Below are 14,716 nucleotides of genomic sequence, written 5' to 3' on the forward strand. Positions count from 1 at the left end.
AGTTGTAGATCAGAGCAAGAGAGCGAGCGCGGTCGTGCACCGCAGTCTGGAGGTGTCATGTTCGGCATGGCCGACGAGGACGATCAGGATCCGCAATTTCCTCCGCCCTCCCCGGGCTCCTACATCCGTCACCGGAGTCGCGGCTTCGCGGCTCACATCAACGCGTCCGGCCCGAATCTCCGCTCCGTACGTGAGCTGACCGCCAAGGCTCTGGCGGAACTGGACGTGCCCGTGGACGCCGCCGATGTCGCCCAGCTCGTTGTCTCGGAACTGGTCGGGAACGCCGTCCGGGCGTGCGGGGACCATGTTCCTGTGGTCGTGGAGGTGTACGCCGCGGCATTCGGGATCGCGGTGAACGTCCACGACCCGGATCCTCGTACCCTGCCGCGCCGTCGCGGCATTGCGCTGCACGATGCAGAGGCAGAGGCAGGCCGTGGTCTCGCGTTGCTGGATCTGCTCGCGCCGGGCTGGCATGTCGTGCGGTCGTCGATCGGTAAGCAGATCCGATGTCGTGTCCCGTGTCCCGCCGGATGAGCATCGCGACGTGGGGGGTGGATGTGCGGCAGTGCCGGGCCGTGTCGCTTGCGGGCTGATTCTTACCATATCGGCCGGTATGCGTAGGTACAATCCACAAGTGTAGGTACTTTCTGGGTTGCACGTGAAGGAAGTCCCATGAGCTCGATCTCCGTCCGAGAGTTCTCGTACAACCCCAGCGCCGTCTTCGCCCGCGTGGAGAAGGGGGAGGCGGTCCAGGTCACCCGGCACGGCAAGGTGATCGTCATACTGCTGCCCGGTTCCGGGACGGTTTCCCGTTATGCGGACCTGGTGGCCCAGGGAAAGATCCGGCTCAAGGCCGCGACCACCTCGGACCTCGACCACTTCCCGCGATACGACCTCCCCTCAGGCGCCCCCGATCCGCTGGAGCTCCTTCTGGCCGAACGTGAGGAGGACGACCGTTGATCTACATGGATTCCTCGGCGCTCATCACTCTGGTCACGGGCAGGACGGGTGCCGCCGAGCTCAGGACCTTCCTGTCCGACCGGCCCGGGCTGCCCTTGGCCACCAGCACCATCGGCATCGTCGAGACCGTCCGGCAGCTCGACAAGGTCGGACCCTTCCCCGACGCGCTGTCGGATCTGGACGGGATGGTCACCGAGATTCTGCTGACCGAAGAGGTCCGGGACCTGGCCACCAGGGTCTCCGGGGCCCTGAGACCCCTCGATGCCATCCACGTCGCGAGCGCGCTCGTCATCGGCGGAGCCCTTGACTCCCTGATCACGTACGACAAGCGAATACTGGAAACGGCGAGGGAAGAGGACCTGTCCGTGCATGCGCCCGGAATGATGGAATGAGGCCGGGCCGCTGCCGACTGTAGGAACCCCACAGTGCCTCGCGGACGCCACTGTCAGGGGCCGAGTCCTTGGGAAGCGCCTGGTACCGATAGGTTTTCGAGGTACCAGACCGCTATCGAAAGGGTGATCCGTTGAGCCGCTCGGTTCTCGTCACCGGAGGAAACCGGGGCATCGGCCTCGCCATCGCCCGCGTTTTCGCCGACAACGGCGACAAGGTCGCGATCACGTACCGCTCGGGCGAGCCGCCCCAGGTCCTCACCGAAGCGGGGGTCCTGGCCGTCCGGTGCGACATCACCGACGCCGAGCAGGTGGAGCAGGCATACAAGGAGATCGAGGAGAAGCACGGTCCGGTCGAGGTGCTGGTCGCCAATGCCGGTATCACCAAGGACCAGTTGCTGATGCGGATGTCCGAGGAGGACTTCACGTCCGTACTCGACACCAACCTCACCGGCACCTTCCGGGTCGTCAAGCGTGCCAACCGCGGCATGCTGCGCGCCAAGAAGGGCCGCGTCGTCCTCATCTCCTCCGTCGTCGGCCTTCTCGGCTCGGCGGGGCAGGCCAACTACGCCGCGTCCAAGGCCGGCCTGGTCGGCTTCGCCCGGTCGCTGGCGCGTGAGCTCGGCTCGCGGAACATCACTTTCAACGTCGTCGCGCCCGGTTTTGTCGACACCGACATGACCCAGGCGCTCACCGAGGAGCAGCGCAAGGGCATCGTCGCCCAGGTGCCGCTGGCCCGTTACGCGCAGCCCGAGGAGATCGCCGCCGCGGTGCGCTTCCTCGCCTCCGACGACGCGTCGTACATCACTGGAGCCGTCATCCCCGTTGACGGCGGATTGGGCATGGGTCACTGACCACCATGATCGGAATTCTCGACGGCAAGCGCATCCTCATCACCGGTGTGCTGATGGAGTCGTCCATCGCCTTCCACACCGCCAAGGTGGCCCAGGAGCAGGGTGCCGAAGTCATCCTGACCGCCTTCCCCCGGCCCACGCTGACGGAGCGCATCGCCAAGAAGCTGCCCAAGCCCGCCAAGGTCATCGAGCTGGACGTGACCAACACCGAGCACCTGGACCGGCTCGAAGGGCTGGTCCGTGAGGAGCTCGGTTCGCTGGACGGCGTCGTCCACTCCATCGGCTTCGCGCCGCAGGACGCGCTCGGCGGCAACTTCCTGAACACCCCGTTCGAGTCCGTCGCCACCGCGATGCACGTCTCGGCGTTCTCGCTGAAGTCGCTCGCCATGGCCTGCAAGCCGCTGATGAGCGAGGGCGGCTCGATCGTCGGCCTCACCTTCGACGCACAGTTCGCCTGGCCGCAGTACGACTGGATGGGCCCGGCCAAGGCCGCGCTGGAGGCCACCTCCCGCTACCTCGCCCGTGACCTGGGCAAGGACGACATCCGCTGCAACCTGATCTCCGCCGGACCGATCGGCTCGATGGCCGCCAAGTCCATCCCGGGCTTCTCGGAGCTCGCGGACGTGTGGAACACCCGCTCCCCGCTGTCCTGGAACATGGCCGACCCGGAGCCGGCCGGCCGCGGCGTCGTCGCCCTGCTCTCGGACTTCTTCCCGAAGACCACGGGTGAGATCATCCACGTCGACGGTGGCGTGCACATGATGGGTGCCTGACCTCGTACGACCCGGCACGAACCGGCCGCGTACCACCTCCGAGCGGGTGGTGCGCGGCCGTCGTGCGTCTCCGCCCGGTCTTCCCCCGCTCAAGTCGAAAAGACGGTCGATCCACCGCAGAATGTGGTGGAACCGGACTTTTGGTCAGGCTGCGGAGGTGATCGCTGTGCGCCCCACACGTCGCCGAACCTGGGCCCTGCTGGCGGCCTCGGCCGTCGCCGTCGCAGTTGCCGCCCCCATCGGCATATCCGTCGTGGGGCGGATAGGCGCCGGAGCGTCCGCACCCGCCGGCCCTACGCCCGACCCCTCCGGCGCCGACTGCCGTACGACGGTCCAGGGCTCCCAGGTGGTCGCCTACTGCCACAACCCGTATCCCTCCATCGACCGGGTACAGCTGCACACCGAATGCGGCCGCTGGTGGGACATCGACGCGGACGGCATACCCGTCGACGTCGCACCCGGACAGACGGTGCGGCTCGACGACCGCTGCTGGAAGGAAGTCGCCTCCGCCTGGGTCACCCACCGGCGGATATAGATCCATCCCTCCGGGTCATCCCCGTTCCACCAGACAGCTCAGTGCGTGACTCGCCGCCTCGGCGGCCGCGGTCTCCGCGTCACCTGCCCGGATCGCCTCGACCAGTCGCCCATGGTCCATATGGTTCTCCGGCCGCAGTTCGTGCCCTACATCGACCCGCAGATAGTCGCGCAGCAGATCCCCCAGATCGGCATAGAGACCCGTCAGTACGTCATTGTGCGAGGCGGCGACCACGGCCAGATGCAGCGTCGCATCCGCCGCCACGAACGCCTCCGCGTCCCCCGCGGCCCAGGTCTCCTCGCGGCGCGCCATGAGAGCGTCCAGCTGCTTCAGATCCCGCTCGGTGCGCCGGACGGCCGCCAGCCGGGCCGCCGACGACTCCAGTGTCGAGCGCAGCTCGGCGACATGGCGCGGGTCGGCGGAAGCGAAACGGCGGTGCATCACCCCGGCCAGTTCGCTGGTGGCGACGACATACGTGCCCGACCCCTGACGGATGTCCAGCAGCCCGTTGTGCGCGAGCGCGCGCACCGCCTCGCGGACGGTGTTGCGGGCCACCCCCAGCTGCTCGACCAGCTCGGGTTCGGTCGGAATCCGCGAACCGACGGGCCACTCGCCCGAGGTGATCTGATTCCTCAGCTGGGCGATCACCTGGTCGGCGAGTGCCGAACGTCGCGGAGACGTCAGTGCCATGATGCTCCTTGCTCGGTTCCTTGGGTCTCGGGATTCTCGGGTCTGCGGGTTTCCGAAGTTTCTCAGACGATTGGACAATCAATCATCCCATGATTCTATGATGGGCCCCATGCCCGACGACGAGACCCAGCGCCAGTCCCTGACCCTGAACAGGCACACCACCGTGGCGAACATCCCCCTGGACGCCCCGGCCCCGCCGGCCGCCGCAGGCCCCGCCCCCTGGCTCCTCCGCCTGGTCACCGTCGGTCTCGTCCTCACCGCGCTCAACCTCCGCCCCGCCATCACCAGCCTCGGCGCCCTCCTCGAAGAGGTACGGGACGGGCTGCACATGAGCGGCAGCGTCGCCGGTGTCCTCACCTCCGTACCGCCGCTCTGCTTCGCCGTCTTCGGCATCATGGCGCCGCGCCTCGCCCGTCGCTTCGGCCCCGTCGCGGTCGTCTGCGCCGGCATGGTCGCCATCACGGCCGGACTGCTGATCCGGCCCCTCGTCGGCTCCACAGCCGGTTTTCTCGCCGCCAGCGCCCTCGCGCTCATGGGCATCGCCGTCAGCAATGTCCTGATGCCGGTGATCGTCAAGCGCTGGTTCCCGGACCGGGTCGGCTCCATGACCGGCCTCTACTCCATGGCGCTGGCCCTCGGCACCTCACTGGCCGCGGCCGTCACCGTGCCCATGACCGATGCGCTCGGCGGCAGTTGGAAGGCCGGTCTGGGGATCTGGGCCGTGCTCGCAGCGGCGGCGATCCTGCCCTGGATCCCGCTGGTACGGGACCGGCGCGGCGCCCAGGGACAGCCCGCCGCCCAGCGGCACCAGGACGCCCCGGCCCTGCGGATCACCCGCTCCCGCACCGCCTGGGCCCTCGCCTGCTTCTTCGGCCTCCAGGCCACGGCCGCGTACATCACCATGGGCTGGATGCCGCAGATCTTCCGCGACGCCGGGGTCTCCGCCGGTACGGCGGGGGTGCTGCTCGCCGTGACCATGGCCATGGGTGTGCCGCTCGCCTTCGTCATCCCTCGGGCCGCCGCCCGGATGCGGAACCAGGGCCCGATCGTCGTCGTACTCGGCACCTGCGGCCTCATCGGCTACGCCGGTCTCTATCTCGCACCGGCGGGCGGCGCCTGGGCCTGGGCGCTCCTCCTCGGCATTGCCAACTGTGCCTTCCCGCTCGCCCTCACCATGATCGGCATGCGGTCCCGCAGCGGTGCCGGAGTGGTCCGGCTTTCGGCGTTCGCCCAGTCCACCGGCTATCTGATCTCGATCCCCGGCCCGCTGCTGGTCGGCGTGCTCTACCAGCACAGCGGCGGGTGGGGGCTGCCGATCGCGCTGATGGCGGGCCTCATGGTGCCGCAGATGGCGGCGGGAATTCTGGCCGGGCGGGACCGGACGATCGAGGACGAAAGCTGAGATGCGAGACTGGCCCCATGCCAGTGCTCGATCCAAATCCTCAGAACGGTCAGAAGAAGCTTCTCCTCGTGCTCGGAGTGATGCTCCTGATCACGGTGATCATCGGAGTGATCGCTTCGATCGCCTCTCCCTGACACCTGCCCGGTGCCACGCCCCGACGTCCCCGCCGGGGAGGGTGGGGCTAGCACCACCATCCCCTAGGGGGCCAGGGTCAGGGTGAAGTGGGTGGGTCACCGGATGGGACGGGCGCCGCCGGATCCGTAGGTTTCAGGTATCAGAACCGATGACCCACGGAGGCGGACATGTCGGCCCGTACGTACACCCGGTCCCCCCGCCCCGCGTCGGCCGGCGTCGAGGTCCGGCTGCCGTGGTGGGCCATCGCGCTCCCCTCGGTGGCGTTCGCCGCCCTCCTGCTGATGATGGTGGGATCCGGCCAGGCTCACGCGGCGACGGCCGACCCGGCGATCGGCCGGTTGCTTCAGCGAATCGTGGACCTGCTGATCCTCTGAGGGCGTTCACCCGCGGCGGGGGAGCCCTTCAACACCCTGCGACGGGCGGAACATTTCATGCGAAGCTGAGGTGTATGAGCGTCGATACACCTCGCAGGATCGTCCTTCTCAGACACGCAAAGGCGGAATGGTCGCAGGACTCCGACCACGAGCGGCCGCTCGCGGAGCGCGGCCGTAAGGATGCGCCGGTGGCAGGCCGCAAACTCGTCGATTCCGGCATTGTCGTCGATCTGGCCCTCTGCTCGACCGCCGTCAGGACGCACGAGACCTGGAAGCTGGCGGTACACGAGATGCCGAAGCGTCCCAAGACCGTGTACGAGGAGCGGCTCTACGAGGCCTCGCTCGGCGAGCTGATCGCCCTGATCAACGAGACCCCCGATGAAGTGCGGAACCTGCTGATCATCGGCCACAACCCAGGGATGCACGCTCTCGCCGACGCCCTCTCCGCATCGGCGGCGGGCGACACCCTGGCCCGGATGACCCACGGCGGATTCCCGACCGCCGCGTTCGCCGTCGTCGAGTTCTCCGGTTCCTGGAAGGGCGTGGAGCACGGTGTGGGCAAGCTGATCGAGTACTGGACGCCGAACGACTGATCGCGACGTCGTAGGCGGATGGGCCCGGCACGGGTGAGGTGCCGGGCCCATCCGCGTACACGGAGCGGTGGATCGGTCAGGCGCCGCCGTCGGCCGCCTCGACCTCTTCACGGGTGATCCCGAGCAGATACAGCACGGTGTCCAGGAACGGCACGTTCACCGCGGTGTGCGCGGCCTCGCGGACGACCGGCTTGGCGTTGAAGGCGACCCCGAGACCGGCCGTGTTCAGCATGTCCAGGTCATTCGCACCGTCACCGATCGCGACGGTCTGCGCCAGCGGCACCCCGGCCTGCTCGGCGAAACTGCGCAGCAGCCGGGCCTTGCCCGCCCGGTCCACGACGTCGCCGACGACCCGTCCGGTGAGCTTGCCGTCGACCACTTCCAGAGTGTTGGCAGAGGCGAAGTCGAGCCCGAGCCGTTCCTTCAGGTCGTCCGTGACCTGGGTGAACCCGCCGGAGACGACGCCCACTTGATAGCCGAGCCGCTTCAGCGTACGGATCAGCGTGCGCGCACCGGGGGTCAGTCGCACCTCGGCGCGCACCTTCTCCACCACCGACACATCGAGCCCCGCCAGCAGCGCCACCCGCGCGTGCAGCGACTGCTCGAAGTCGAGCTCGCCACGCATCGCCTGCTCGGTCACCTCGGCGACCTTGTCCTCACAGCCGGCGTGCGCCGCGAACAGCTCGATGACCTCGTCCTGGATCAGCGTCGAGTCGACATCCATGACAACCAGCCGCTGCGCCCGGCGGCTCAGCCCGGCGGACACGACCGCCACATCGACGCCGATGCCGGCGGCCTCGGTCGCCAGCGCGGTCCGCAGCTCCGCGGTTCCGGTGCCGGACACGGCGAACTCGACGGCCGTGACCGGGTACTTCGCCAGCCGGAAGATCCGGTCGATGTTGCCGCCGGTCGACGTGATCGTGGCCGCTATGGCGGCGGTCGACTCGGCGGTCAGCGGGTGTCCGAGCACGGTCACATGGGAGCGCCCGTATCCACGCGGCCGGTTGTCACCCGTACCGGAGATGATCTCGGCCTGCAGCTTCAGCGATTCGGCCCAGCTGTGCACGGTCGCCCGCAGGTCGCCCTCGGTGGTACCGCCCGCGGTGGGGGCGGTGACCAGTGCGCACAGAACGATGCGGCCACGGGTGACGACCTGCTCGATGTCGACGACATCGACCGCATAGGCGGCGAGCGTGTCGAAGAGCCCGGCGGTGATTCCCGGACGGTCCTTCCCGAAGATCTTCACGAGAAGGGTGGGGGTGTCGGTGCCCTGACGGGACTCAGGGGCCTCAGAGGGCTCGGGAGACGGGGAGGACTGAGGGGACTGAGATGCGCTCATGGTGTTCCCACCGTATCGGTCCCCATCACGCCCTCGAACCCCCGTCCCGCGGACCGGACAGCGGAAACGGTCCCCGGCCGATCGGACCGGCCCCTGTCCCCGGCGGGAGTGAGCAGCCCCACACGACGCGTGTTCTATGCGGTGGGACATTCAAGCCCGTCCGGGGGTCCCGCATGTTCTCAAGGCAGGATCGCGCCCCGTCCGGGGGCCGCCATCGGGCCGGACGCGCTCCCGGGTCCGTCCGGCCGTCGCGGACAACGCGGTCAGCCGGCCCCGGGCGGGCGGCCGGACGGCGGCAACCCTTCCACGTCCCCCGGCCCGGGCCCGGGCCCCGGCGGCGGCACTGCCGGCCGTACGGGCGGACCGATCGGCCCCACCACCGTCGGCGCACCGTGAATCCCGTCCCTCGCCGGATCCGGATACGGACGCAGATACGGATTGGTCTCGTCGTGCGACGGCCGGTACACCCGCGACGGTGTGTACGGTCCGGGTCCCCCACCGCCACCGCTGCCTCCGCCACCGCCGGCCGGCCCCGCCGCCGACGGAACCGCCCCCGCCAACCAGGCCACCGCCGCCCCCACCGCACCCGCGCCCGCACCCCACACCGCACCCAGCAAGGCAGCCGTCCCCGTCCGCCCGTGCAGCTCGATCCCGGCGCCGAACGCGTCGAAGCCCAGCACCGACAGCGACGCATCCGCGGACACCTGCGTCAGCCACACCAGGAGCGCCAGTGCCGACGCTGTGACGCCTCCGAGCCGCACCGCACACCGCCCCACGAACCCGGTCCCGGTCAGTTCCCCCCGGGGCGTGCGGGTCGCGGCCAGCACCCCCGCGTACAGCATCATCACTGCGGCGGCGACCGTCAGCAGCCAGACCCGGCCGTCCAGCCCGGCCAACCGCCCGACCGTCACCGGCTCGTCGGCGGACACCCGTAACAGCTCGTCCAGCGGATCGGGCAGCACCTTGGCCAGCTCACCGGTCGCCTGACCGTCCCACGGCACGAAGAGGCCGATCGGCACCCCGAGCCACGCCCCGTTCGGCGCCCCGAGCAGCGCGGCGCCCGCGATCCGTTTCGGGTGGGCGTCGCCGACCGCCGCGTACGCCGCGGCCGCGCAGCCGGCGACCACCGCGATCAGCAGCACCGACACGACCGCGGACGCCGCAGGCCGCACCGTCCGGTCCAACCGTGCCAGCCCGGACGGCAACGGGGTGCGGCGCGAGGCGAGTAGGGCGATGACCAGCACTCCGAGAACCCAACACGCGCCACCTGCAAGGGACTTGGATGAGTCGACGGTGAACCCGACCTGTGCCTGCGCTCGTGCGAGATCCGCCAGCCGGTCCGGCAACAGCCCACCCAGATCGCCCAGATCGCCGAGCCCGCCGGGCAGACCGCCACCTCCTCCCGCCCCTGGTATCCCGGCCGGCCCCAGCGCCCCGCCGTCGATCGTCACGACGTCGTGACCTGCCCAGGCGAGCCCGCCGAGCACGGCGACGAACATGACCGCCACCACCCCTGCACGGACCGCGAGTTCGGCACCGGAGACCACCACTCCCACCCCGCGCAACGACCGCAGGAAGAAAAGGGAGAGCAGCAGGGCGCCGACCAGCCCCACCCCGAGCGGTGTGACGGCGAGAGCGGTGTGCGCCTCGGCGCCGTCCAGCCCGAACGCCTCGACATCGCCGGACGGAGAGACCGATCCACCCGCTCCCAGCACCATGACGGCCGCCGTCATCGGTCCCAGCGCCCCGGCCGAGTCGGCCCCGAGCAGATGCAGCCCGAGGGCCGCCGTCCCCGCCATCCCGGCCATCGCCCAGCTGACCGAGGCGATGGACGCCAACACCACGTCCCCCCACGGGATACGCCCCGCACTGCGGCCCCCGCTCCCGCGTGCGTACCTCGCCATCAGGACCCCCTCAATCCGCACCGAGATGCCCTGAGTTGACCTGGTCACTCATGATCCGTGCGCACTCGTGGGCGCTTACTACTCTCCGAGCCTGTTTCTCCCCCGTCAACGGTGCGTCGCAGGAAGGTCTCGATTCGATCTTGACCCCGCCCGACTTTCGTATCGGGGACAGCTCCTGGAATAGTTCCCCACGATGTTCAGCATCCCTAGACTCCCTGCGACGGGGGTAACTCGGGGGACAACTAGTGGGGCGCGGAGTGCCGGAACTCGTACTGGAATTGAATGGAAGGACCTGGACGCTCGATCCGTCCAGGCCATACACCCTCGGTCGTGATCCACAGGGCGACCTGACGATCGACGACGCCAGGGTTTCGTGGCGGCATGCCACGATCAGCTGGGCGGGCCGGAGTTGGTTCATCGAGGACCACGGTTCCACCAACGGCACCTATGTACAGGGCCGGCGCATCCACCAGATGGAAATCGGGCCGGGCTCGGCCGTGCACCTGGGCAACGCCACTGACGGACCGAGGCTGAGCTTCAGCGGCGCCGCCGCGGCCGCCGATGTGTACAGCGGTCAGGGCGCGGGCGCGCAGCAGGCCCCCGCTCAGCAGCCCCAGCAGGGCGGCGCGGGCCGGCCGGGGCAGCAGCAGGACCCCGCAGCGCACCAGCAGCAGGCATGGCAGCAGCAGGGCGCGCCGCAGCAGCCTCATGTCCCGCACCAGCAGGGCGTGGCGAAGCCGCCCGCCGCGGGCGGACCCGGTGGTGCCGCGGGGGCTCCGCCGGTCTACGGAGACCGCAGCCCGACGACGTTCCACCAGGTGGCCCTGGACAGGGTCATGCGCATCGGTCGTGCGCTGGAGAACGAACTCGTCGTCTCCGACCTCCAGGTCTCGCGCCGCCACGCCGAGTTCCACGCGACACCCGACGGCCGCTTCGAGATCCGCGATCTCGGTTCCCACAACGGCACCTACGTCAACGGTCAGCCGCTCCAGAAGTCCGGCTCCGCGCTGATCGGCCCGAACGACATCGTCGGTGTCGGTCACTCGACCTTCCGCCTGGTCGGCGACCGGCTGGAAGAGTTCGTCGACACCGGTGAGGTCTCCTTCTCCGCCCGCCACCTCACGGTGACGGTCGACGGCGGGAAGCAGATCCTCAAGGACGTCTCGTTCGGCGTCCCGGAGAAGTCGCTGATCGCGGTCATCGGCCCCTCGGGTTCCGGCAAGTCCACCCTGCTCAAGGCGCTCACCGGCTACCGGCCCGCCAACCAGGGGGACGTCCTCTACGACAACCGGAACCTGTACAAGCAGTTCGCCGAGCTGCGCCAGCGCATCGGGCTGGTCCCGCAGGACGACATCCTGCACAAGGAACTCACTGTCACCAAGGCCCTCAAGTACGCGGCCAAGCTCCGCTTCCCCGCGGACACCACCGAGGCCGAGCGCCAGTCCCGGATCCACGAGGTCCTCGCCGAGCTCAAGCTCGACATCCACAAGGACAAGAAGGTCACCTCGCTCTCCGGTGGCCAGCGCAAGCGTGTCTCGGTCGCCCTGGAGCTGCTCACCAAGCCGTCGCTGATCTTCCTGGACGAGCCGACCTCCGGCCTCGACCCGGGCATGGACCGCGACGTCATGCAGCTGCTGCGCGGCCTCGCCGACGACGGCCGTACGGTCCTCGTCGTCACGCACTCCGTCGCCGAGCTGGCGATCTGCGACAAACTGCTCGTCATGGCGCCCGGCGGTTCCGTCGCCTACTTCGGTCCGCCGGAGGAAGCGCTCAACTTCTTCGGCTACACGACCTGGGCCGACGTCTTCTCCGCCTTCGAGAACTACCGCGACTACGACTGGGCCGGCCGCTGGCGCGGTTCGCAGCACTACCAGATGTACGCCGCGGACATCGACGCCGTCGCCGCACAGTCCGTACACATGCCGCCCCCGCAGCAGATGCGCCCGCCGAAGCCGCAGGGCTGGGGGACGCAGCTGTGGACGCTGATGCGCAGATACGTGTCGGTGATCGCGTCCGACAAGGGTTTCATGGGTCTGATGGTGATCCTTCCCGCGGTGCTCGGCATCGTCAGCGTGGTCATCCCGGCCGACTTCGGCCTGGCCCCGCCGAAGCCGCCGTCCCGGTTCAACGGAGATGCCGGAACGATCATGCTGATCCTCGCGGTCGGCATGTGCTTTTCCGGTGCGGCCAACTCCGTACGAGAACTGATCAAGGAACGCGTCATCTACGAACGGGAACGGGCCACCGGCCTCTCCCGCTCCGCCTATCTGATGTCCAAGGTGATCGTCCTCGGCGTGATCACGGCCATCCAGGGCGTCATCATCTGCGGCATCGGCTTCGCCACCCGCGATCTGCCCGAAGGGGGTCTGATCATGCCGCCGGCCGTCGAGCTCTGCGTGACGGTCACCGCGCTCGGCTTCACCTCGATGATGTTCGGTCTGGTTATCTCCTCGCTGGTGAAGACCTCCGAGAAGACCATGCCTCTGCTGGTCATGTTCGCGATCGTCCAGGTCGTCTTCACCGGCATCCTCTTCCAGGTGTACGGATCGCCCGGCCTGGAGCAGTTCGCGTGGCTGATGCCGTCCCGCTGGGCCATCGCGGCCGCGGGCGCGACGCTCGACCTGTCGCACCTGATGCCGCCGTGGGACCAGAAGAACCCGACCGACCTGGACCCGCTGTGGGAGCACACGGCGGGTCAGTGGGGAATGAACATCTCGGTGCTGCTGTTCCTCGGCGTCATCTGCGGCTTCGCGGTCGCACGACTGCTGCGCCGCCACGAGCCCGAGGTCATGCGCAAGTAGACGCGAGCACCGCGCACACGGAACGCCGAAGGGCGGCATCCCGGGTCGGGTGCCGCCCTTCGGCGTATGCCTGTGCGCGATGCCGTGCCGCGTCGATCAGTACGCGCTGTTGACGTTGTCGATCGAGCCGTACCGGTCGGCGGCGTAGTTGGCCGCGGCGGTGATGTTGGCGACCGGGTCGTAGATGTTCATCGAGGTACCGGGGACGTGGTACGCGTTGAACGTCGGCTGGATGACCTGCAGCAGACCGCAGGACGGGGTGCCGTTCTGGGCGTTGACGTCCCAGCCGTTGATCGCGTTCGGGTTGCCGGTGGACTCCCGCATGATGTTGCGGTGCAGACCGTCGTACGAACCCGGGATGCCCTTGGCCTTCATGATGGCCAGCGCCTCGGAGATCCAGCCGTCCAGGTTGTTGGCGTAGACCGGAGTACGGGCGACGGAGCGCGTGGTGACCTCGGTGGACCGCTTCGCGGCATCGGCCTTGGCCTTCGCCTCAGCCTTCGCCTTCGCGGCGGCCTCGACCTTCGCCTTGGCAGCGGCCTCGGCCTTCGCGGCGGCCTCGACCTTCGCCTTGGCCGCGGCGGCCTGCTTCGCCCTGGCGGCGTCAGCGGCCTTCACCAGATTCTCGGCGGTGGAGTGCTGCTCGATGATGCTGGCCTGGATGGTCCTGGCCTGTGGGGCACTGGGGGTGAGGCTGAAGGCCACCGGAGCGGCGGAAGCGGCCTGCGGGTCGGTCTGCGGCTTGGCCGGCGTCTCGGCGTGGGCCGGGACGAGGGAGAGCGAGAGAGCGGCGGCGGCGACAGCGGAGACGCCCGCCACGGAGAGCTTCTGGGTCTTGTTCAGGCAGCGAATACGGCGGGTGATGCTGGACGCGGACATTCAGTCGTACCTCTTCGAATCGCTGGAGTCCTCACGGAGGACGAGACGGAAGCGACGGTTCGCATCTCCGTCGGGGACGAGTGCAATTCTTAGCGGCCGCAAAATCCCGTGGCAAAGGAGTGACGTACGAAGCCGGGTAGTGGATCAGGGGAGCGCTCGAACGGGACGGTCCGCGCTCATGACCACTCATGTGGCCCTTAGGCATCCACTAGCCGGCTTCGTAAGTGACGTGGGTCCTATGCGCGGCCTCACATCGGCCGCGTAACAACTTCACCAATCGTTGCTTCGGCAATTCGGAGCGTGAGGCTCCGGTTCAGGGAGTAGCAGATGCACGTCTCCGAACTCATGCCAGAGGTACCGGTGCCGCAGCGCCTCCGGGTATGCGCACTGCAGCGCGGCCCGCCCCGCGACCGCCTCCAGCATCAGCAGATGCGAGGCCCCCGGCTCGTGCAGTCCGGTCAGCAGCCCGTCCACCGTGCGCACCCCGCGCCGCGGCGTCACCACCAGATCCGTCCAGCCGGCCGCCGGCCGCACCACCCCGTCCGCGCCCGCCGACGACTCCAGCGCCCGCACCGCCGTCGTACCGACCGCGATCACCCGCCCGCCCGTCGCCCGCGCCGCGTTGACCAGCCAGGCCGTCGTCCGCGGCACCTCGAAGCGCTCCGGGTAAGGCGGCTCGTACGCCTCGGCCGACGCCACCCCGGTATGCAGCGTCAGCGGCGCGAACTGCACCCCGCGACGCACCAGCGCGGCCACCATCCGCGGCGTGAACGGCCTCGCTGCGCTCGGCATCTCCGCCGAACCGCTCCCGTCGGGGGCCTCCACCGCGAACACCGTCTGATACGCGGGGCGGCATCCGTGACATCCCCGGGTACGGCCGCCACCCGCGCCCCGCACGCCGTCAGTTCCTTCGCCGTCTCCTCCAGCGCGCTCGCGGTCCTGGCGTCCAGCACCAGATCCCAGCCCCGCTGAGCGAGCGCGGCCGCCGGCGCACGCCCCAGTCCCTTCGAAGCGCCCGTGATCAACGCGACAGGCATGCCAACCGTCCCCTTGTTACCCAGGCGATCACCGATGGACCTCGGCACCCC

The 14,716-nt window shown here is 69.1% G+C and carries 15 protein-coding genes and 2 pseudogenes; 11 read left to right on the top strand and 6 right to left on the bottom strand.

The features are described from left to right. The first annotated feature begins 57 nt into the window (after positions 1-57). The 6 genes from OH809_RS32550 (at position 58) to OH809_RS32575 (ending at position 3,511) form a co-directional block, all read left to right on the top strand. Positions 58-534, top strand: coding sequence for an ATP-binding protein (locus tag OH809_RS32550; RefSeq protein ID WP_406418201.1), 477 nt, complete (start codon positions 58-60; stop codon positions 532-534). A gap of 138 nt (positions 535-672) precedes the next feature. Next, on the top strand, positions 673-960 hold the full coding sequence (locus tag OH809_RS32555; protein WP_406418200.1) for a type II toxin-antitoxin system Phd/YefM family antitoxin: 288 nt from the start codon (positions 673-675) through the stop codon (positions 958-960). 5 nt (positions 961-965) lie between these two features. Next, entirely contained in the window at positions 966-1,352 is a 387-nt protein-coding gene (locus tag OH809_RS32560) for a PIN domain-containing protein (RefSeq protein ID WP_406424849.1), read from the top strand. 131 nt (positions 1,353-1,483) lie between these two features. Next, positions 1,484-2,203, top strand: coding sequence for a 3-oxoacyl-[acyl-carrier-protein] reductase (gene fabG / locus OH809_RS32565; protein ID WP_406418198.1), 720 nt, complete (start codon positions 1,484-1,486; stop codon positions 2,201-2,203). 5 nt (positions 2,204-2,208) lie between these two features. Continuing rightward, the gene (gene fabI, locus OH809_RS32570; protein ID WP_267005884.1) at positions 2,209-2,976 is read left to right on the top strand and encodes an enoyl-ACP reductase FabI; all 768 of its coding nucleotides are present in this window, start codon (positions 2,209-2,211) and stop codon (positions 2,974-2,976) included. 166 nt (positions 2,977-3,142) lie between these two features. After that, a complete protein-coding gene (locus tag OH809_RS32575; protein WP_406418197.1) occupies positions 3,143-3,511 on the top strand; it encodes a hypothetical protein in 369 nt (122 codons plus the stop codon). Between the two features lie 15 nt (positions 3,512-3,526). Here the strand turns inward: OH809_RS32575 and OH809_RS32580 are convergent, their stop codons facing one another. Then, positions 3,527-4,201, bottom strand: a complete 675-nt coding sequence (locus tag OH809_RS32580; protein WP_376664423.1) for a FadR/GntR family transcriptional regulator — start codon at positions 4,199-4,201, stop codon at positions 3,527-3,529. Positions 4,202-4,310: 109 nt separating this feature from the next. Between OH809_RS32580 and OH809_RS32585 the strand changes: the two genes are divergently transcribed. The 4 genes from OH809_RS32585 to OH809_RS32600 all read left to right on the top strand — a co-directional run bounded on the left by OH809_RS32585 (position 4,311) and on the right by OH809_RS32600 (position 6,705). Next, entirely contained in the window at positions 4,311-5,603 is a 1,293-nt protein-coding gene (locus tag OH809_RS32585; RefSeq protein ID WP_406418194.1) for a CynX/NimT family MFS transporter, read from the top strand. A gap of 17 nt (positions 5,604-5,620) precedes the next feature. Beyond that, complete coding sequence (locus OH809_RS32590) at positions 5,621-5,737, top strand: SGM_5486 family transporter-associated protein (RefSeq protein ID WP_266987204.1); 117 nt, start codon at positions 5,621-5,623, stop codon at positions 5,735-5,737. Positions 5,738-5,905: 168 nt separating this feature from the next. Next, positions 5,906-6,112 (top strand): hypothetical protein, encoded by a 207-nt coding sequence (locus tag OH809_RS32595; protein ID WP_406418192.1) that lies wholly within the window; start codon positions 5,906-5,908, stop codon positions 6,110-6,112. A gap of 74 nt (positions 6,113-6,186) precedes the next feature. After that, complete coding sequence (locus OH809_RS32600) at positions 6,187-6,705, top strand: SixA phosphatase family protein (protein ID WP_406418190.1); 519 nt, start codon at positions 6,187-6,189, stop codon at positions 6,703-6,705. A 76-nt stretch (positions 6,706-6,781) separates the two neighbouring features. On the opposite strand, the gene serB is transcribed toward OH809_RS32600, so the two are convergent. Together serB and OH809_RS32610 are read right to left on the bottom strand one after the other, a co-directional pair. Then, on the bottom strand, positions 6,782-8,044 hold the full coding sequence (gene serB, locus OH809_RS32605; protein WP_406418189.1) for a phosphoserine phosphatase SerB: 1,263 nt from the start codon (positions 8,042-8,044) through the stop codon (positions 6,782-6,784). Between the two features lie 263 nt (positions 8,045-8,307). Next, positions 8,308-9,948, bottom strand: coding sequence for a streptophobe family protein (locus tag OH809_RS32610; protein WP_406418187.1), 1,641 nt, complete (start codon positions 9,946-9,948; stop codon positions 8,308-8,310). Between the two features lie 245 nt (positions 9,949-10,193). Between OH809_RS32610 and OH809_RS32615 the strand changes: the two genes are divergently transcribed. Next, a complete protein-coding gene (locus tag OH809_RS32615) occupies positions 10,194-12,749 on the top strand; it encodes an FHA domain-containing protein (RefSeq protein ID WP_406418185.1) in 2,556 nt (851 codons plus the stop codon). Between the two features lie 96 nt (positions 12,750-12,845). On the opposite strand, the gene OH809_RS32620 is transcribed toward OH809_RS32615, so the two are convergent. The 3 genes and pseudogenes from OH809_RS32620 to OH809_RS32630 form a co-directional block, all read right to left on the bottom strand. After that, positions 12,846-13,628, bottom strand: a complete 783-nt coding sequence (locus OH809_RS32620; protein ID WP_406418183.1) for a transglycosylase SLT domain-containing protein — start codon at positions 13,626-13,628, stop codon at positions 12,846-12,848. 270 nt (positions 13,629-13,898) lie between these two features. Beyond that, positions 13,899-14,474 (bottom strand): annotated as a pseudogene (locus tag OH809_RS32625) (S-adenosylmethionine:tRNA ribosyltransferase-isomerase); the annotation flags it as partial. After that, positions 14,471-14,665, bottom strand: a pseudogene (locus OH809_RS32630) (SDR family NAD(P)-dependent oxidoreductase); the annotation flags it as partial. The pseudogenes OH809_RS32625 and OH809_RS32630, both read right to left, overlap by 4 nt. Between the last annotated feature and the right edge of the window lie 51 nt (positions 14,666-14,716).

Origin of the sequence: Streptomyces sp. NBC_00873 (genome assembly GCF_045207415.1) — a bacterium.
Classification (GTDB): domain Bacteria; phylum Actinomycetota; class Actinomycetes; order Streptomycetales; family Streptomycetaceae; genus Streptomyces.